This window comes from Allopseudospirillum japonicum, from assembly GCF_900108915.1.
Taxonomy (GTDB): Bacteria; Pseudomonadota; Gammaproteobacteria; order Pseudomonadales; family Halomonadaceae; genus Pseudospirillum; species Pseudospirillum japonicum.
This window is the reverse complement of the sequence record NZ_FNYH01000001.1, coordinates 137,370-155,858: the sequence shown is the minus strand read 5'-3', so window position 1 is coordinate 155,858 and position 18,489 is coordinate 137,370. Positions and strand designations below refer to the sequence as shown.

At 43.2% G+C, this 18,489-nt stretch carries 17 protein-coding genes; 13 read left to right on the top strand and 4 right to left on the bottom strand.

The genetic code is table 11. The annotated features are described in order from the left end of the window. Positions 1–4: 4 nt before the first annotated feature. The 5 genes from rsxG to BMX05_RS00625 all read left to right on the top strand — a co-directional run bounded on the left by rsxG (position 5) and on the right by BMX05_RS00625 (position 4,783). Positions 5–670, top strand: coding sequence for an electron transport complex subunit RsxG (rsxG, locus tag BMX05_RS00645; RefSeq protein ID WP_093307831.1), 666 nt, complete (start codon positions 5–7; stop codon positions 668–670). After that, positions 667–1,356: an electron transport complex subunit E gene (locus BMX05_RS00640; RefSeq protein ID WP_093307829.1), complete on the top strand. Its 690-nt coding sequence runs from the start codon at positions 667–669 to the stop codon at positions 1,354–1,356. Before rsxG ends, BMX05_RS00640 begins: the two co-directional genes overlap by 4 nt. A 101-nt stretch (positions 1,357–1,457) precedes the next feature. Next, positions 1,458–2,111, top strand: a complete 654-nt coding sequence (nth, locus tag BMX05_RS00635) for an endonuclease III (RefSeq protein WP_093307827.1) — start codon at positions 1,458–1,460, stop codon at positions 2,109–2,111. A 9-nt stretch (positions 2,112–2,120) separates the two neighbouring features. After that, positions 2,121–2,855, top strand: coding sequence for a bifunctional tRNA pseudouridine(32) synthase/23S rRNA pseudouridine(746) synthase RluA (gene rluA / locus BMX05_RS00630; protein ID WP_093307825.1), 735 nt, complete (start codon positions 2,121–2,123; stop codon positions 2,853–2,855). Beyond that, a complete protein-coding gene (locus tag BMX05_RS00625; protein WP_177166729.1) occupies positions 2,852–4,783 on the top strand; it encodes a diguanylate cyclase domain-containing protein in 1,932 nt (643 codons plus the stop codon). The genes rluA and BMX05_RS00625 overlap by 4 nt, the downstream gene beginning before the upstream one ends. Here the strand turns inward: BMX05_RS00625 and BMX05_RS00620 are convergent. Together BMX05_RS00620 and acnB are read right to left on the bottom strand one after the other, a co-directional pair. Further along, positions 4,780–5,391 carry a TetR/AcrR family transcriptional regulator gene (locus tag BMX05_RS00620; protein WP_093307821.1) on the bottom strand — a complete coding sequence of 204 codons (612 nt, stop codon included), beginning with the start codon at positions 5,389–5,391 and terminating at the stop codon, positions 4,780–4,782. The two genes, BMX05_RS00625 and BMX05_RS00620, sit on opposite strands and share 4 nt — an antisense overlap. 210 nt (positions 5,392–5,601) lie before the next feature. Further along, on the bottom strand, positions 5,602–8,199 hold the full coding sequence (gene acnB / locus BMX05_RS00615; protein ID WP_093307819.1) for a bifunctional aconitate hydratase 2/2-methylisocitrate dehydratase: 2,598 nt from the start codon (positions 8,197–8,199) through the stop codon (positions 5,602–5,604). 251 nt (positions 8,200–8,450) lie between these two features. Here acnB and BMX05_RS00610 point away from each other — a divergent pair, with 251 nt between their 5' ends. The 5 genes from BMX05_RS00610 to dnaQ all read left to right on the top strand — a co-directional run bounded on the left by BMX05_RS00610 (position 8,451) and on the right by dnaQ (position 12,470). Next, positions 8,451–8,924: a DUF1289 domain-containing protein gene (locus BMX05_RS00610; RefSeq protein WP_093307817.1), complete on the top strand. Its 474-nt coding sequence runs from the start codon at positions 8,451–8,453 to the stop codon at positions 8,922–8,924. A 334-nt stretch (positions 8,925–9,258) separates the two neighbouring features. Next, a complete protein-coding gene (locus BMX05_RS00605; protein ID WP_093307815.1) occupies positions 9,259–10,152 on the top strand; it encodes a MerR family DNA-binding transcriptional regulator in 894 nt (297 codons plus the stop codon). A gap of 295 nt (positions 10,153–10,447) precedes the next feature. Continuing rightward, positions 10,448–11,266, top strand: a complete 819-nt coding sequence (locus BMX05_RS00600; RefSeq protein WP_093307813.1) for an alpha/beta fold hydrolase — start codon at positions 10,448–10,450, stop codon at positions 11,264–11,266. Further along, entirely contained in the window at positions 11,253–11,708 is a 456-nt protein-coding gene (rnhA, locus tag BMX05_RS00595; RefSeq protein ID WP_093307811.1) for a ribonuclease HI, read from the top strand. Before BMX05_RS00600 ends, rnhA begins: the two co-directional genes overlap by 14 nt. Before the next feature lie 3 nt (positions 11,709–11,711). Next, positions 11,712–12,470: a DNA polymerase III subunit epsilon gene (gene dnaQ / locus BMX05_RS00590; protein WP_093307809.1), complete on the top strand. Its 759-nt coding sequence runs from the start codon at positions 11,712–11,714 to the stop codon at positions 12,468–12,470. Here dnaQ and BMX05_RS00585 read toward each other — a convergent pair. Both BMX05_RS00585 and BMX05_RS00580 read right to left on the bottom strand, forming a co-directional pair. Next, the gene (locus BMX05_RS00585) at positions 12,467–14,239 is read right to left on the bottom strand and encodes an SLC13 family permease (protein WP_093307807.1); all 1,773 of its coding nucleotides are present in this window, start codon (positions 14,237–14,239) and stop codon (positions 12,467–12,469) included. The genes dnaQ and BMX05_RS00585 overlap by 4 nt on opposite strands. Before the next feature lie 158 nt (positions 14,240–14,397). Beyond that, positions 14,398–15,027 (bottom strand): metallophosphoesterase family protein, encoded by a 630-nt coding sequence (locus BMX05_RS00580; RefSeq protein WP_093307805.1) that lies wholly within the window; start codon positions 15,025–15,027, stop codon positions 14,398–14,400. 494 nt (positions 15,028–15,521) lie between these two features. On the opposite strand from BMX05_RS00580, the gene hda reads away from it, so the two are divergent. From hda to BMX05_RS00565, 3 genes are all read left to right on the top strand, one after another. Continuing rightward, positions 15,522–16,244, top strand: coding sequence for a DnaA regulatory inactivator Hda (gene hda / locus BMX05_RS00575; RefSeq protein ID WP_093308343.1), 723 nt, complete (start codon positions 15,522–15,524; stop codon positions 16,242–16,244). 165 nt (positions 16,245–16,409) lie between these two features. Further along, positions 16,410–17,318, top strand: a complete 909-nt coding sequence (locus tag BMX05_RS00570) for a sensor domain-containing diguanylate cyclase (RefSeq protein ID WP_177166728.1) — start codon at positions 16,410–16,412, stop codon at positions 17,316–17,318. A 96-nt stretch (positions 17,319–17,414) separates the two neighbouring features. Further along, positions 17,415–18,485, top strand: coding sequence for an ABC transporter ATP-binding protein (locus tag BMX05_RS00565; RefSeq protein WP_093307800.1), 1,071 nt, complete (start codon positions 17,415–17,417; stop codon positions 18,483–18,485). The last annotated feature ends 4 nt before the right edge of the window (positions 18,486–18,489 follow it).

Below are 18,489 nucleotides of genomic sequence, written 5' to 3'. Positions count from 1 at the left end.
TCGCATGTCATCTACTGAAACACCAAACGCACAAACCCTAAAGGAATATATTGGCAAAAATGCACTGGGTTTAGGTATTTTTGCTGCCATAACTGTTGGTTTAATTGCGATGACTTACTTAGGTACAGGTGAACGCATAGCAGCAAATCAAGCGCAAGCCCAAGCGCAAGCTTTGTATCAGTTAGCGCCAGAAACAAGTTATCATATTCAGTTAGAAGCACGCTTGGCGCTGATTCCTGCCGCTTTGCAAGGTGTCATCTTAGAAAACCCTTGGTTTGCACGTGCACGGGATAAGCAACATCAGGATCTGCTTTTGTTGCCCATGATTAGCAAGGAAGGCTATAGCGGTGATATTCGCCTTTTAATGGCTGTGGATCGCCAAGGCGTGATTCAAGGTGTGCGTGTTTTGGGCCACAAGGAAACTCCAGGACTTGGGGATAAAATTGAACTGAAAAAATCTTCTTGGCTGCTGGATTTTGTTGGGCGTAGCTTGTTAGCAACTCCAATTTGGGCAGTGCGTAAAGATGGTGGCGAATTTGATCAGTTTACAGGTGCTACGATTACGCCGCGCGCGGTTGTTAAGGCCTTGTATCAAAGTTTGGATTATTTACAAAAGCACCCGCAAATTTGGCCACCGATAAATGCTATCCCTGAGGAGGCTAACCAGTGAAAAGTTTACAGGAAATTAGTCTTGATGGTGTATGGCACAATAACCCAGCGTTAGTACAGCTTTTGGGACTATGTCCCTTGCTGGCAGTGACTTCAAGTGTTGTTAATGCACTTGGCTTGGGGTTGGCGACTTTGCTCGTGCTGGTTGGCTCCAACTGTGCGGTCTCTTTACTAAGAGACTATGTACCTGCAGCTGTGCGCTTGCCTACCTTCGTGATTATTATTGCCTCCTTTGTGACTTGTGCTGAATTATTAATGCAGGCATTCACTTATGAGCTATACACTATTTTAGGGATTTTTATCCCACTGATTGTGACCAATTGTTCCATTCTGGGGCGTGCAGATGCTTTTGCAAGTAAACACCCTTTGCTGCCCTCTTTTGTGGATGGTTTTATGATGGGGTTAGGGTTTTTGCTCGTATTGTTGATTTTAGGGGCAATGCGCGAACTGTTAGGCCAAGGTACCTTATTTGATAATATGCAACTATTATTTGGTGCAGAGGCTGCAAGTTGGAAATGGGTCCTTATTGAGGATTACAGCTTTTTGTTTATGATTTTGCCACCAGGTGCTTTTTTTGGTATGGGAATTTTGATTGCATTAAAGAACCTTGTTGACGCAGAAATAAAACGTCGCCAAATACCCGTGCAAGCACCGATTGCTGATCGACGTGTGCGCGTAACGGGCTAGCACCAAGTCTTTGATCTTTGTGCACATTAGTTTTCGCCAAAACCTTCAGACTGTGATTAAATATTTAATCACAGTCTTTTTCATATTAAATAGCGAAGATGATGAATCCTGTTAAATGTCAGCAAATATTTACGCGCTTGCGTGAACACACACCTCAGCCAACGACGGAACTCGTGTGGCAATCTCCGTTTGAGCTCCTTATCGCTGTGATCTTATCAGCGCAGGCGACTGATGTCAGCGTGAATAAAGCCACGCAAAAATTATTTAGACATGCAAATACCCCCCAAGCCTTGCTTGACTTAGGAGAAGAAAATCTAAAAACCTATATACGTACGATAGGACTTTATAATACTAAGGCGAAAAATATTATAAAAACCTGTGGCATCCTTAAAGACCAGTATGCAAGCCAAGTACCACAAACACGTGCTGAACTAGAAGCCTTACCTGGTGTGGGTCGTAAGACAGCTAATGTGATTTTAAATACCGCCTTTGGACAGCCAACGATTGCCGTTGATACTCATATTTTTAGAGTCTCTAATCGCACTGGATTAGCGCCTGGTAAAACCGTCTTGGCTGTAGAAAAAGCTTTACTTGCGGTGGTGCCTGATGAATTTAAAATAGATGCACATCATTGGTTAATTCTGCACGGACGTTACACTTGTATTGCGCGTAAACCTAAATGTGCACATTGTTGCCTTCATGACCTTTGTGAATGGCCGCAAAAAAATAATTTGATGTTAGGCTCACCAAAATAGAAGAAATTTATGTTATCAGCACCGCCACCTTTAACTGATTATTTTCCTGCTCAAGACCCTTGGTTAGAACTCCTTTATCAAGACAAAGATATTCTGGTTGTTAATAAACCCAGTGGTCTACTTTCGGTTCCGGGGCGGGATCCTGCACATGCAGATAGTATTTTAAATCGAGTAAGACGTAATCATCCCTTAGTACAAAGTGTACACAGGTTAGATCGATTGACTTCTGGTGTGATGATCCTAGCTTTAAGGCGAAAAGCAGAACGTCATTTAAAACAACAGTTTGCTACACGGCAAACACAAAAAATTTATGTTGCACGTGTTTGGGGGCAGGTTAAAGAAACACAAGGATGTATTGATTTGCCGCTTATTTGTGATTGGCCTCGTCGACCCTTGCAGAAGGTGTGTCAGCAAACGGGAAAATCAGCACAGACTTATTATCAAGTATTAGCACAAGATGAAAATACTTCTTGGGTGCTATTAAAACCGATTACGGGGCGTTCACATCAATTAAGAGTCCACATGCTTGCTCTAGGACATCCCATTTTAGGCGATGTTTTCTATGCACCGGAAAAAGTACAAAAGGCTGCACCACGCTTACTCTTACATGCCTATCATCTACAAATACAACATCCATATTCACAGCAAATATGCCAGTTTCAAGCACCTTGCGATTTTTTAGCCGATGATGCGTTGGTAAATCTTTCAGAAAACTCATGGGCAAGCTTGGTGGAGGCTGGATGAAAATATCAAGGCGCTGGCTTGTTCAAATAGCCTATCTAAGCTTGTTTCTAATACTTAGTATTAGCCTATTGTACTGGAATACTCGGTCTCATATTCAGGCACAAGAACAAAAGCTGCGCCATAACTTAATGATGCAAGCAAGCCAACTCATTTATGATGAAGTCGCTCTTTATATACAGGATTTTGCTAGTCTAGCCATAGGCCTTAATCAAATAGTTGGTTTTGAATCTAGTGTGGAAAATAAGCCAGCAATCCAAAATCTATTTCAGCAAGAGATGACACTAGATCATTTAGCATATGATCAAATACGTTGGTTGAATATGCAAGGACATGAGGTTGTCAGGATGAATGCACATCCTGAATATCCACAAGGTGAACTTGTTAAAGATAAAAATTTACAAGACAAATCCAAGCGTTATTATTTTATGTTAACAGCACGTTTGCCAGCGCATCAACTGCTTGTTTCTGAGGTGGATTTAAATATTGAACATGGGAAGGTAGAAATTCCTTATAAGCCTGTTATCAGAATTTCGAAGGTAATTGAAACAAGCAGCAAAAAAAAATTAGGCGTCCTGATTGTCAATTATCGTGCTGAAAAGTTGCTGAAAAAACTGGCATCGCTTGATGCACTATACAAAAATATTCAATTAGAATGGTTAAACCAAGGTTACTTTTGGGTTTATCATTCAAATCCTGAATATCAGTGGGGCGATACTTTACAAGAGCATCATTTTAAACGTCTAAGCCTGATTTCTCCACAAATAAAAGCTCAGCTTCCTGATATACAAGAACCACGACGTTTTTTACAAGCTCCAGAACCTATAGATATTTGGTACCTCAGCTTAAAGATGCCAGTGCAAGGATATCAAGTTTTAGCACCTGAATGGTATTTATTAGCGCGTTCTCTGCACCCTTTAACTGATCAAATATTCCAAAGCATGAAGATGTCTCTTAGTATTTTACTACTTGGCTACTTAGCTTTCATTGGTTTGGCAGGTTATCAGCAAATATACACTAGGCGTTATAAAAGTAAGAAAGTCCTTCCTTTAAGTAAAAATTTGCCTGTATTAAATGAGATTTTTCAACAAGCCAGCTATGGGGTCTGGTTAGAGGTTGAGCGTGCAACCAAGGAGTTGACTGTTTTAGGTGCGCGTGAGCTGGTCATTTCTGTGAATAAATTAGCTAATCAACATCCTAGTATGGAGGATTTAGTCCCTGAGTTGACAACTTATTTAGCATCTTGTTTGCAAGCTGAGCTGAATCTTGCTCAAGCACAGACCCAGTATCTGGGTATTGATACCCATTGGCTGCTGATAAAAACCTATGGTGATGCTGATTATGTATATATGTTTTTACAGGAACAAGTACAGCCAGATGAAAATAGCTTACCTTGGGCACAGGCTTTAGGATTACAAGATGATTTAACAAAATGTATGAATAGCCAAGCTTTATTTGTACAAGGGATGCGTATTTTAGCTGAGGCTGAGCATCAAGCAGGTGCTGTCTATTTGGCACATATAGAGATAGACGAACTTAATCTAACGATGCCTGAGGAGCACAGACGCCAAAATATACAGTGTTTTGCATACCACCTGCAACAGATGGGTCAGCGCCTACCTTGCAAATATTTATTAGTGCGCTATCAAGGTGCCAGTTTTGGATTGCTGATGCTAGCAAATCGGCAAACAGAACTAGCCGCTTGGCTTGAGGATGTTCGTACTAGTTGGCGTGAAAAAGCCTTTACCTATTTAAATGCGCATCCTATACAAACAACTTGTAGTTTAGGTGTTGCGCATCGCTATATTAAACATGCACAGATCTATGAAATTAGTTTACTGCTCAAAACTGCAGAATCAGCACTTGCAGAAGCTAAAATGCAAGGGGGAGATGCTTGGTGTATTCATGAGGTGATTACGGATCCAAATTAAATTGCATAACCTTTGAGAAATAAATCAACACAAGTGTTCAAATAAGCTTCGTGTTGCTGTGGGCTTAATAATGGATGGATGTGTAAGGCAGCACGGTACCTTTGTTCACCATGACATAGCATGAGAAATTGAGTTGCTGCATAGCGTGTGTTGGGAATATGTAATAAGCCGCGTTGGTGAAATTCATCTAAACAACGCGCAAGCCTTTCAATCATAGCATTAGGGCCGAGTTCAAAAAAACGTTGTGCTATTTGTGGGTAAGTATCAACTTGAGCAAGACAAGTACGGTAAACCGCCAAAGCTTCTGGACTTGTAATCAGTGCACTAAACGCTTGTGCTATTCTCAATAAAGTTGTACGTGGTGCTTCATCTTCAACGAAAAACTCTGCACTTAAGGCATGTTGGTCACACTTTTGATGCAAGGCCGCACCAAAAAGTACATCTTTGGAGCCAAAGTGGCTATAGATGGTTTGTTTGGAGACTTTCGCTTCTTGGGCGATTTGTTCCATGCTGGTTGCTTCAAAACCCTGTTCAGTAAAAAGACGCATAGCAGCTTGTAAAATTTGTCGATGTTTTTCTTCGCTACGGTGTTTGCTTAATGGTTGCATTGCGTATCTCAAACCTTGCTGAATTAAGAAGAGGGTAAAATAGACTCTAGAGTCTAACCTTAAACGCCAAGATAGCAAGCTTTATATCTACTCAGGTCTATACAGGCTCAATCTTGGTAGAGAGTATTAAAAGAAGTACGAAAAAAAGCCCCCGCATGAAAAACGGGGGCTATTTCTTAGGCTAGTTGCCTAGCCGTTTGGAATCAGTGCTTAGGCTTCAACAGTTGGAATTACTGTAGAGGCTTTTTTCACGTAGACATCCATTTGATCAAAGTTGAGGTAGCGATAAATTTCGCCAGCCATACTATCGATCTTTTCAGCGTAACCTAGATACTCTTCTACCGTAGGCAGTTTGCCTTCCAAAGCAGCAACAGATGCCAGTTCAGCAGAGGCGAGGTAAACATTCGCACCTGTACCTAAACGGTTCGGGAAGTTACGTGTAGAAGTAGATACAACCGTTGACTTATCAGCAACGCGTGCTTGGTTACCCATACAGAGCGAACAACCCGGCATTTCCATGCGAGCACCGGCACGACCAAAGACGTTATAGAAACCTTCTTCAGTCAGTTGGGCTGCGTCCATTTTGGTCGGTGGTGCAATCCACATACGTGTAGGAATAGCCTTGCCAGAAGCTTCTAGCAATTTGCCTGCAGCACGGAAGTGGCCGATGTTGGTCATACAAGAACCAATGAAGACTTCATCAATCTTGTCGCCAGCTACTTCAGAAAGTAAGCGTGCATCATCTGGGTCGTTAGGCGCACACAAGATAGGCTCTTTGATCTCAGAAAGATCAATTTCGATCACTGTATGGTATTCTGCGTCAGCATCTGCACGCATCAGGCTTGGGTTGGCCAACCACTCTTCCATCGCTTTGATACGGCGTTCGATGGTGCGTACATCACCATAACCTTCAGCAATCATCCACTTAAGCATGACGATGTTGGAACGCAGGTACTCAGCAACTGAATCTTCTGACAGGGTGATGGTACAACCAGCTGCGGAACGCTCTGCAGACGCATCAGAAAGTTCGAATGCTTGCTCAACAGTGAGCTCATCCAGACCTTCGATCTCTAAAATACGGCCAGAGAAAACGTTTTTCTTACCAGCTTTAGCAACGGTCAGGTGACCTTGCTTGATTGCGTAGTAAGGGATCGCATGTACGAGATCACGTAAAGTAATCCCTGGGTTGCGCTTACCTTTGAAACGTACAAGTACGGACTCAGGCATATCCAAAGGCATGACGCCGGTCGCAGCTGCGAAAGCAACCAAACCTGAGCCAGCAGGGAAAGAGATACCTAGCGGGAAGCGGGTGTGCGAGTCACCACCTGTACCTACGGTATCAGGTAACAACATGCGGTTCAGCCAAGAGTGGATAACACCATCGCCAGGACGCAAAGAAACACCACCACGATTCATAATGAAATCTGGAAGCGTATGGTGTGTGTTCACATCAACAGGCTTAGGATAAGCAGCTGTGTGACAGAAAGACTGCATGGTTAAGTCAGCAGAGAAGCCCAAGCAGGCTAAGTCTTTTAACTCATCACGGGTCATCGGACCTGTAGTGTCTTGTGAACCTACAGTCGTCATTTTAGGTTCGCAGTAAGTACCAGGGCGAATACCGGCAGCACCACAAGCTTTACCTACCATTTTCTGAGCTAGGGTATAACCTTTGCCCGTATCAACAGGTTGCTCAGGCTTACGGAATAGATCAGAAGGACCCATTCCAAGGGCTTCACGTGCCTTTTCAGTCAAGCCACGACCGATAATCAGAGGAATACGGCCACCAGCACGGACTTCATCTAGCAATACTTGGGTTTTTAATTCAAAGGTACTGATGACCTCGTCAGTCCCTTGCTTGCATACTTTCCCTTGATATGGATAAACGTCGATGACGTCACCCATTTCAAGTTGTTCAACGTCCATTTCGATAGGCAAAGCACCTGCATCTTCCATTGTGTTGTAGAAGATAGGCGCAATTTTACCACCGAAACAAAAACCGCCAGCGCGTTTGTTAGGTACGTTAGGGATGTCATCACCAAAGAACCACAACACAGAGTTAGTTGCAGACTTACGTGAAGAGCCTGTACCTACAACGTCGCCAACATAAGCAACAGGGAAGCCTTTAGCTTTAACTGCTTCAATTTGTGCTAAAGGGCCTTTGACACCAGGCACTTCTGGCTGTATGCCTTCACGCTCCATTTTGAGCATAGCATTGGCATGTAAAGGAATATCAGGGCGCGACCAGGCATCAGGTGCAGGTGACAGGTCGTCTGTATTGGTTTCGCCGGGAACTTTGAAAACAGTAAGTGTGATTTTTTCAGCGACTTCAGGCTTAGAGGTAAACCATTCGCCATTAGCCCAAGATTGCATGACCGCTTTAGCTGCTTCGTTGCCTTCTTTAGACTTGTCAGCAACGTCATGGAAAGCATCAAACATTAGCAAGGTGTGCTTGAGTTCTTCTGCAGCCAAATCCGTTAGGCTGTCATCGTCAAGAAGCTCAACCAAGGTAGCGATATTGTAACCACCTTGCATGGTACCTAATAGCTTAACAGCCTTTTGCTTATCGATCAGTGGTGAGCTGCTTTCACCTTTGGCGATGGCAGACAAAAAGCCTGCTTTGACATAAGCAGCTTCGTCAACACCGGGGGGAACACGGTTGGTTAAAAGGTCAACCAGAAATTCTTCTTCACCTGCCGGTGGATTTTTTAGCAGTTCAACCAAGGCTGCAGTTTGTTCGGCATCCAGAGGTTTGGGAGGTACGCCTTCGGCAGCGCGTTCTTCTACATGTTTACGATATGCTTCAAGCACGGTTAAACCCTCATCAGTTGTCGCCCTAAAGTACGCGATAAAGCGCCTTTAGCGTTGAAATAGGCGTTGTGATTCTAATGTAAAAGGCTAGTAAAGTTAAGCAAGTCACTTGCCTAAGCATGTTAAACTTTGGTCGTGACTACATAAAAGCTTGCATAATCAAGTGGATATAAAAAGGTGAATGCCTGTATTTGTGATAAAACTTGATGTGTGTATGAAGGTTAAAAACGAATCTAAGAAGGTATCTTGTTATGCAGATCATACAAAAATCCGAGGTAGGCCAGCACAAAGCACCTACGCCTTGTGTCGGTTTATGTTCCACTGTCTATGGTGATGTCATTTGCCTAGGGTGTAAGCGCACTGCTGCAGAGGTGGTTCATTGGAATGAATTGGCACCGCAAAAACAATGGGAGATTTTAACGCGCCTACAACGCCAGTTAGACACTGCGGTCGATAGATATATCTACTTATTAGATCAACAAGCTTTGGAAGCCCAAGTGCGTAAGCATAATATCCGTTTGCGTGCGTATGTCTCATGGCAAGCACAGGTATGGTTTTTGTTGGAGGCAGGGGCGCCCTATATTAAAAATTGGCAAGCTTATGGTGTGGCGCTACAAGCGGATTATTGTGAGGATACGGGGGAGACCATACGTGCGCGGATTCAAGCAGACTGGTTGGCTCACGCGGTGCAAGAGGCCAATATTTGTGTAACAAAGTCGCACTAGGCTGACAAAAGTACAAAAATATCTAACATTTTCTGACAAAATGCACATATAAGGCTGCATTTGATAGCAGAAGCTTGGCATACTCACCTATACTCTGAAGCCACTGAAAAGATATATCAAATTTATTGTTATGAGCGAAAGATTTAAGATATATTCGATAAGAATTTTTTCTATGGACTAAATTCAACTTGACAGTAACCCATGTGAACCTAGCAAGTAGTAATTAATGTATACGTTGACGTTTGCTTGACAGGATGCAGGCTAGATGGGTGCTTGTGTCTGCGGATGTAAATCCTTGTGAATATAAAAATGAGCTTAACCCAAGGAGAGTGTTATGACCTGCTCAAATAAATATCATCCCCCCTTTATTAGTTATACCGAAGATGTATTGACTTGTGACACTCAAGCCATGAACGCCCATGTGCCCCCTGCCGCTGTATCTACAGGAGTTAAAACAAAAAGCCCTATGAATAAATTGGTTAGTATTCACGAGGCAGCGCGCCTTTTAGGCGTTAGTGACGCCACTTTGCGACGTTGGGATAAATCTGGGCGCTTAACACCTGATTATATTACACGCGGTGGTCATCGACGTTATAATCTGGATAAGCTGTTATCCATGCAAGTGAGCCAGTACCCACAAGAGCAACAAGCACTGGTCAAACAGACTTATCATTTGCAACAAGATATGGCTTATGCAAGTACAGGGCAAGCAGAACTAACGTATCTTTATCTGCGTGTTGCTCATCCACATCAGAAAGCCCAATGGCAAAAACAACTTAATTTAGCCTTAGAATTTTGTCAGCAACACTATGGCCAAGTACAAAGTATTATGGATATTGGCCGTGGTACGGATATGCAAAGGTCAGGACTAAAAAATTTACTACAAAATATTTTAAAAGGGCGTATTAAGCGTTTAATCTTATTAGATCGTTATCAGTTATTACCTGTGGGCTATGAAGTTATAGAACGTTTATGTTATTTACAAAATATAGAAATTATTTATTTGGCACATTTACACCCGAGTTTATATCGCCAATGCATGCAAGTGCATTTGCAAGAAGAGGAAACCCTGGATACCTTAATTGAGATGTGTACGCGCATGAGTTTAAGCCTGCCTATGGACTCAGAAGTGCAGACCTTGATTCAAAATATACGCCAACGTCTTGTGCATTGGATGGATCAGCAAGGACAAACTTTATTAGAACCGAGTGCTGAGTTTGAACACTGATATTAACTAACTACACTTATAAGCTGTTGTATTTGAGAAAAGGATAAGTGTTTATCAGTATGGAAAAGATGGAGATAAGGGCATCAACTGAATAGAGCCTATATATAAAAGTGCCTTAAGCCTATCTATCCTAGGTCTTTCAGTCAAGGTGCCATCAAAGTACATGGTGTACTTGCTGGGTTGGACACTCATTATGATCAAAGAATATGTCGACTCGAGCCTTTCCCTACTTAAGTGAGTACAAGCACAATGTGTTATCCTAATGACCTCTTGGCTCATTTGAGGATCCCTTGTGATGTTGCATTATAAAGTCTATACACCTGATACAGATGCACCCACCCAGAGTCATCCCCCACCTCTACCCTTATTGGTAGTTCATGGCTTATTCGGTCATGCAGATAATTGGCGTTCTCAGGCACGTCAGTGGGCGCAAACACGTCCTGTCTGTTGTGTTGATGTACGTAATCACGGCAAATCACCACAGATGTCGGCGATGGATTATCCTGCAATGGCGCAAGATCTCATTGAAGTCTGTCATCATCTTGGGTGGCAACAAAGCCATCTCTTAGGGCATTCGATGGGCGGCAAAATTGCAATGCAAGCGGCCGTTGACGCACCTGAGCTCTTTGCAAGTGTGGTCCTCGTAGATGTTGCGCCCGTTGCTTATCCAGCCTCACATACCCAAGTATTTGCAGGATTACTTGCTTTGCAAGCTGCACAGCCGCTAGCATCACGCCAACAAGCAGATGTGATCCTGCGTGATTTTGTGCAAGAAGTACCTGTGCGTCAGTTCTTGTTAACGAATCTCACTCGGACACAAGAAGGCTTAATTTTACAACTAGGACTTGATACCTTGTATGCAGCTTATGCAGAAATTCTGGCAGCCCCCCAGCTAGCTGCCCAGTATAGTAAACCAGCCTGCTTAATTTGGGGGACAGATTCTGATTACATTAAAGCCACGCATCCTGAGCAAGATTTTCAGCCATATTTTCCACAGTTGACGCATATTCCTATGCCGACAGGGCACTGGCCACACGCGCAAGAAGCGGCACGTTTTACACAAATTGTAAGTGATTTTCTGACACAGGTTGAAAGTACAGATGCCAGCAAATAAATCCCTTGTGATCTATACCGATGGCGCTTGTAAAGGGAATCCAGGTGTTGGTGGTTGGGGCGCTTGGTTGCAATATGGTGAGCATGAAAAAATGCTCAAAGGTGCACAAGCACATACCACAAATAACCGTATGGAGCTCATGGCCGCAATTGAGGCATTGAAAGCACTCAAGCGTCCTTGTACCTTGACTCTCATAACAGACTCTATTTATTTGCGTGATGGTGTAAATCAGTGGTTGGCAAACTGGAAAGCTCGTCATTGGCAAACGGCATCGAAAAAACCAGTAAAAAATCAAGATTTATGGCAAGCACTAGACCATGAGATTCAACGTCATCAAATCCAGTGGCAATGGGTGAAAGGTCACAGTGGTGATCCAGGTAATGAAAAAGCTGATGAGCTTGCGAATCAGGCAATTAGTGAATTTTTAGCGCAAGGTAAATAAGCGATGAGCCGGCAAATTGTATTAGATACAGAGACCACGGGGTTAGAACCAGAAAAAGGCCACCGGATTATTGAAATCGGTTGTATAGAACTAGAAAGGCGCAGACCGACAGGGCGACAGTTGCACTATTATTTGAATCCAGATCGTGCAATTGATGCAGAAGCGATTGCAGTTCATGGGATTACCAATGAGTATTTAGCAGATAAACCACGATTTGCAGACATTGCAGTTGAGTTGATGAGCTTTCTTTCTGGTGCAGAGCTTGTGATTCACAATGCAAGCTTTGATGTGAATTTCTTAGATCACGAGCTAATGTGGCTACACGAACGCTCACAGCCGCAGGGCTTACCATTAAAGATACAAGATACTTGCCGTATTCTTGATACCCTGATATTAGCGCGCACAAAACACCCGAATCAACGTAATAATCTGGATGCTTTATGTAAGCGCTATCAAGTCGACAATAGTGGTCGTGAGCTTCATGGCGCTTTGTTAGACGCACAAATTCTAGCAGAAGTCTATTTGGCAATGACCAATGGACAAACCAGCCTGAGTCTTGATGTGCAAACTCATCAAAGCCATACCGAAGAGCTCAAGCAGCAAGTGGCAACCGATCAAATTCAGCAATTACGTACCCAATACGGTGCTTTGCCTATGGTGTATGCGAGTGCTGAAGAAGTGGATGCTCATCAAGCCTATTTGGCGGCGATTGTTAAGGCAAGTGGCCAGTGTTTATGGCCACAAGCAACCGGAAATCCCTAGGGTGTCAGAGGCCATAAGAGGGGCAACAAAGTTAAGGTGACAAGTGCGCATAGTAAGTTCATCAGTAAACCTGCACGCAAGAAATCGCTGAAGCGATAGCCGCCTGGGCCATAGACCATTAAATTGGTTTGATAACCTAACGGTGTAGCAAAACTGGCGGAGGCCGCTAGCATAATAGCAAGTACAAAAGGCTCGGCATTTAAACCTAAATGAGAGGTCATGCTTAAAGTAATCGGTAGCATCAAAACGGCAGCAGCGTTATTGGTGACCATTTCTGTGAGCAAAGAAACGCTAATATAAGTTAATGCCAATAATAACCAAGGATGCTCACCAGCCAATAAAAGAATATGCTCACCAATAAAAGCGGCTGCTCCCGTTTTTTGTAGTGCAGAGCCTAAAGCAAAGCTAGCGCCTATTGTGACTAATACAGTTAAGTCTAAACTCCGCCGTGCCTCTCCTAAGGTGCAGCACTGGGTAATAATCATTAATCCAGCACCAACTAATGCAGCATTTAGCATAGAAATTAAACCAGTAGCTGCGGTTAAAATCATGCTAATTAAAATACCCCAAGCCAATTTGGCACGCGCATGATTGGGGCGTTCTGCTTGTAAATCATTCACTAATAAAAAATCACGTTGTACCCTTTGGCGAGTAATAAACGCAGGTCGTGCTTCTAAAAGTAATAAGTCGCCATGTTGTAGGGTAATTGAGCCTAAATTGCCTGAAATTGCCTCCCCATTGCGGGCAACGGCAAGCACGACCGCGCCATAACGATCACGAAAACGGCTATTACGTACAGTACAACCGACACTATCACAATGAGGGGAAACCACAGCTTCAACCAAGCGGCGCTCAGGTGCATCTTTTTCAATCACAGGTGTTGCGCTGTCAGAAGCAACTAAACCATGAATACGTAAAATGTCCATGATGGCTTCCCCTTGGCCAACAAAGACTAAGCGATCTCCAGCTTGCAAACGTTCTTCCGAAGGGACAGCAGTGACGATACTACCTTGGCGCTCGATTTCAACTAAATAAATATGGTCATGATGTCTTAAACCAGCTTCCGCGACACTTTTACCTACTAAAGGACCATCTGCAGCAACAGCCGCTTCGAAAGTAAATTCTTTCGGATTTGCAAATAAGGTATGCTCATTTTTACGGTGAGGGAGAAATCTTGGCAAAAAAATAATAATAAAAAAAGCACCAAGCAAAGCAACAGGTAAGCTAATTAAGGTAATATCGAAAAGTGCAAATCCATTGGCACCAGTTAAGCTTTGGTATTGTGCATTGACAACTAAATTTGTACTTGTACCTATTAAAGTAAGGGTTCCTCCTAAGATAGAAGCATAACTTAATGGAATCATTAAGTGAGAAGGCGCTATTTTAATTTGTTTGCACCAACGCGTGACAGCAGGAATCATGGTGGCAACAACTGGGGTATTATTCATAAAGCCGCTTAGACTTAGTACAGGAAGGACTAAGCGGCTCAAAGCAGAACGTGCACTTTTGGGGCGTCCTAACAAATGATTCACAATTAAATCAACACCACCAGATGCGCGAATACCTGCAGCAATGACAAACATGAGAGCAACGGTAATCAGCCCTGTATTGGCAAAACCAGCAAAAGCTTCTTGGGCAGATAAAATACCGCTAATGCTTAAAAGGGTCAGCGCTGCCATAAGCACTAAATCAGGGGTTAAGCGAGTCACAATAAGTGTGACCAAGGTCGCTGCCACCACACCCAAGGTAAACCAACCTTGCCATTCCATTTAAGGATCTCCGCACCGAGTTGCACTAAATACCCCAAAGGGACTATGAATGCACGGCATCATACCTAGGTTGGGTTATTTCTAAAAAGAATAAATTTTTATCTTTTTATTCTTTTTGTTGTTAGTAAGATGTGCTTACCTCTGTCTGGGGTGGTATTTTATAAATAAGATGGATAAGGCGTTTGCTGGTATTGTGAAATATTCTGTACTTGTACAGGAGCTAAAGATTCTTGTGCAAGATAGGTCAGTGTAGAATGGTGCGTACCTTGCCATAAACCTGCAATGGGACGTTGGGATTCATTCCAAAAAATATAACGAATTTTATCGCGAAAACGCGCTAGAAGATCAGCTAATCTGTGTCTTTCAGCAATGCCTTGTAAGTGCAAATGGCGCAAAGTCAAAGTAAAAGGCGCGTGTTGTAAGAAGATATAAACAGGCGTTGAAGCTGCAAGGAGCTCTTGTTTTAACCAGACGCGCCTTTGTTGGCAGTATTGCCCTGAAGGAAAAGCATCTGAGACAAGCTCCCTGTTAATGTCTAATGTAGGGTAATAAGCACGCGTATCAAGAAAGAGACAGGTTGCCTGCTCGCTACGCCATACACTCTGCTCCCAGTTTGCAGGAGATAACATTTCCCCTTGAGGTAAGCGATAGGCAGGTAAACCACGTGGAGAATTCAAAGTGGTATTATGTGTTAACAGTGTAAACTGTGCTTCAGTATTCGTGGGATTGAGATGACAAGGCAGACGGCAAGCACGAATACTAACCGCATCTGCAAGAAGAAAGTACATGGACGCATTACCCCAGTGAGTACGAGATGGTAGGACAAAATCCACTTGAAGTCGTCATAATGAAATCTCAGCCAAAGTAGGCTTTTGACTGAGGTACTCGGCTAAGTCGTGGTTTTGTCTTCTTATTGACTAGGCTACTTTAAGTGCCAATCTTGACCACACTATGACAGTGATGACTACTTCAGAAAGCTTACAGAGAAAATGCGCATATCTTGGGCTTTAGTACACCTTGTGCTAAAGTGCGCCTGCGTTGGCTTGTATTGCCATCTGGTAAAGCTTGTCGTTAAGAAGTGAAGTTTCCGGATTGTAAAAGAGATTAGCGATTGATCAAAAAGGTGCAAATTTTTCATTCACTTTTATCATGTTTTTGAAAGCTAGACTGAGCTGATGGAGGCTCTCTTACTTTACAAGATAAAGATTGAGAGAAGACATCAACACTGTTGAGCAGGATAAAGCGGCCCACTTTTTCGGCACTGCCAAGTATTATGATGAAAATGGGTAAACAAAAATATACAGGTGAGATTGTGCCCGCACAGTTATCTTTAAGTGTAGGCTTGCGGGACGATGCCACCTTGGCCAATTTTTTAGCTGGAGACAATCAAGTTTTAGTTGCGCATCTACAGCAGCAGCTTCTAACTTGTGATCCCCAATATTTATATATTTGGGGAAAAAAAGACTCAGGGCGTAGCCACTTACTGCAAGCTGCGTGTCATGCATCAGGCCATCAGGATTTACGTAGCCTGTACTTACCGCTAAGAGATCTCGCCTCCTTGGGTATTGAGCTATTAGAAGGTTTAGATGAACTAGATCTTATCTGCATTGATGATGTGGAAGCTGTACTCGGGCAGGCGATATGGGAAGAGGCCTTATTTCATTTATTTAATCGCATGCGTAACAAACAGCATCGCTTATTGATCAGTGGTAACGCGCCCCCGCAACAACTACCAACACGCTTACCTGATCTGGCGTCACGGCTAGCATGGGGACTCATTTATCAGGTTCAGCCTTTGGATGATATACAGAAGCTGGCGGCTTTACAGTTACGCGCACGTCAACGTGGTTTAGAGCTAAATGATGAAGTAGCACGTTATATTCTACATCGCAGCCCGCGTGCTATGCGGGAGTTGTTTCGGGCCTTAGAAAAACTAGATAGGGCGTCATTATCTGCACAGCGAAAATTAACGATCCCCTTTGTGAAAGAAGCCATGCGTTGGTGAAAAAATTCTAGATATCAAAAAGTTAGCTAGGTAATGTCAAAGAATGGATTTGGATATACGTAAAATATACAAAGTTAAGCTAGCCAAAGATAAGGCTTTGCCTATACCTTAAAACTGATTTTGCATCGAATAAGTTGGTTGCGTTAAACAATAAGGATGCCTGCATTGACTGACATAAACCCAGAAATCATGCTGCAAGTGATTGAGCAATCAGAAGATTTACTATTATTGCTTTCCTTGCCAGATGGAAACATTGAATATATTAATGCTGCTGCCTGTTTAACGCTTGGTTACACGCCGCAGGCGTTAAAAGGGCAAGCTTTTAACACATTTCTTCCTGAGTTAAGTGCACCTGAATTAGAAAGTATTCTCTCCGGATTGGCTAGCGATACGCTAAGCTCCACCTTGGTGGTAACGCCTGTACGTGATGGTCTTGGTACAGATAGAGACACAGAGTTTCGCTTACAATGCGTCATGTTAAATGGTGAACGTCAGCCCTTGGTTGCTGTGCAAGGACGTGATGTCAGTGAGCGTGTTGCTATCACAGATGAAGTTCATTCCTTGTTAGCAGATGCGCAAATTGAAACCCAGCTAGACCCAATCAGCCGCCTATTCCAATTAAAATATTTGCTTGAAGTCATTCAGGCACAAGGTGGTGCGCCTTTACCTGTACTTATTTTAGATATCAAAAACTTACCGCAAATTAATACAGATTATGGTCATGATATTGGTGATCGTATTTTGTTACACGCAGGCCAAATACTAAAACGTTGCGCGCCTTTAGAAACAGATATTTGTTCGCGCTACAGTGGCCGCCGTCTGGTGGTATTGATGCCGACTAGCCCGATCCATAGAGTGAAAGATGTGGCAGAACGCTTAAGCCGTGGTTTGGCGCGTCTTACATATGAACAATACCCAGAACTAAGAATTATGGCCGCACTTGGGGTCAGTGTGGTACGTCAGGTAGCTGAATTTCATCAGGTGGCTCAGGAATTACGTGCTTTATCAACAGATGCACACTATGAAATCCACTTGATTAAGCCCAAAGCAGATCATCAAACGACATCTGTATAAGCTCAATACAATAGAGGCGACACCTTGGATGAAATCCTTTAGAATGATTATAAATGCAATCCATTATCATTAAGATGAGCTAAAGGTGAAGTCGCTATGGGCAATGAGGCCTTATTGCAATTAGAAGGTGTTGAGTGTCGGTATGCAGATCAGGTGATTACTACAGAGATTCATTTTGTGTTGCGCGAAGGTGAAATTGCCTGTTTGTTAGGACCAAGCGGCTGTGGTAAAACAACCTTGCTACGTACTTTGGCAGGATTTGCGCCCGTATCCCAAGGGCGCATTCAGTTAGGAAAAAGTGTCATCGCTGCTCCTGATTATCAATGTCCACCGGAAAAGCGCCGTATTGGCATGGTGTTTCAAGATTATGCACTTTTCCCACACCTTGATGTACGCACCAATATCGCCTTTGGTTTGCAAAAAAGCACACTGAACCAGGTACAAATACAAGCACGTGTTGACGAATTATTGGCTGTTACAGGCCTACAAGCTTTAGCTCAGCGCTACCCTCATGAACTTTCAGGAGGGCAACAGCAAAGAGTTGCCCTCGCACGCGCCTTAGCCCCTCAACCACAGCTTATTTTGTTGGATGAGCCTTTTTCTAACTTGGATGTTGAGTTACGCCGACATTTAGGGCAAGAGGTCAGAAGCATTTTAAAACAGCTGAATATGAGTGCTATTTTAGTGACTCATGATCAGCAAGAAGCCTTTGCTATGGCAGACCAAGTCGGTGTTCTCTATCAACAAAAGCTGCAGCAATGGGATACGCCTTTTAACCTATACCATGAACCAGCAAATCGTTTTGTAGCAACTTTTATTGGTCAAGGTAGCTTTATTGCAGGGACACTTCTTTCACATGAAAGTGTGGAAACAGAGTTAGGTGTTATTGTCGGTAACCGTGCCTATCCTTGGCAAGCAGGCACTTGTGTTGATGTCTTATTACGTCCTGACGATTTCGTGCTAGCGCCTGAAAATGGCGTACCTGCAGTGATTAAATATAAGCAATTTGCGGGTTCTTCTACCCTTTATGGGCTGCGTTTAGCCTCGGGAACTTGTCTAGAAGCGTTATTTAATAGCCATGCTGAATATGAATGTGGTCAATCGATAGGAATTCAGGTGAGAGCAGAGCATCTTATCTTATTTGCACAAGAAGCTAAATGTGAGTAAAACA

What these genes read in the sequence shown, in the direction of transcription:
- BMX05_RS00580 (WP_093307805.1), bottom strand. Translation starts at nt 15,027, where the DNA reads ATGTACTTTCTTCTTGCAGATGCGGTTAGTATTCGTGCTTGCCGTCTG.
- BMX05_RS00565 (WP_093307800.1), top strand. Translation starts at nt 17,415, where the DNA reads ATGGGCAATGAGGCCTTATTGCAATTAGAAGGTGTTGAGTGTCGGTAT.
- hda (WP_093308343.1), top strand. Translation starts at nt 15,522, where the DNA reads ATGGGTAAACAAAAATATACAGGTGAGATTGTGCCCGCACAGTTATCT.
- dnaQ (WP_093307809.1), top strand. Translation starts at nt 11,712, where the DNA reads ATGAGCCGGCAAATTGTATTAGATACAGAGACCACGGGGTTAGAACCA.
- BMX05_RS00600 (WP_093307813.1), top strand. Translation starts at nt 10,448, where the DNA reads ATGTTGCATTATAAAGTCTATACACCTGATACAGATGCACCCACCCAG.
- BMX05_RS00585 (WP_093307807.1), bottom strand. Translation starts at nt 14,239, where the DNA reads ATGGAATGGCAAGGTTGGTTTACCTTGGGTGTGGTGGCAGCGACCTTG.
- rnhA (WP_093307811.1), top strand. Translation starts at nt 11,253, where the DNA reads ATGCCAGCAAATAAATCCCTTGTGATCTATACCGATGGCGCTTGTAAA.
- nth (WP_093307827.1), top strand. Translation starts at nt 1,458, where the DNA reads ATGAATCCTGTTAAATGTCAGCAAATATTTACGCGCTTGCGTGAACAC.
- BMX05_RS00620 (WP_093307821.1), bottom strand. Translation starts at nt 5,391, where the DNA reads ATGCAACCATTAAGCAAACACCGTAGCGAAGAAAAACATCGACAAATT.
- BMX05_RS00610 (WP_093307817.1), top strand. Translation starts at nt 8,451, where the DNA reads ATGCAGATCATACAAAAATCCGAGGTAGGCCAGCACAAAGCACCTACG.
- BMX05_RS00625 (WP_177166729.1), top strand. Translation starts at nt 2,852, where the DNA reads ATGAAAATATCAAGGCGCTGGCTTGTTCAAATAGCCTATCTAAGCTTG.
- rluA (WP_093307825.1), top strand. Translation starts at nt 2,121, where the DNA reads ATGTTATCAGCACCGCCACCTTTAACTGATTATTTTCCTGCTCAAGAC.
- rsxG (WP_093307831.1), top strand. Translation starts at nt 5, where the DNA reads ATGTCATCTACTGAAACACCAAACGCACAAACCCTAAAGGAATATATT.
- BMX05_RS00605 (WP_093307815.1), top strand. Translation starts at nt 9,259, where the DNA reads ATGACCTGCTCAAATAAATATCATCCCCCCTTTATTAGTTATACCGAA.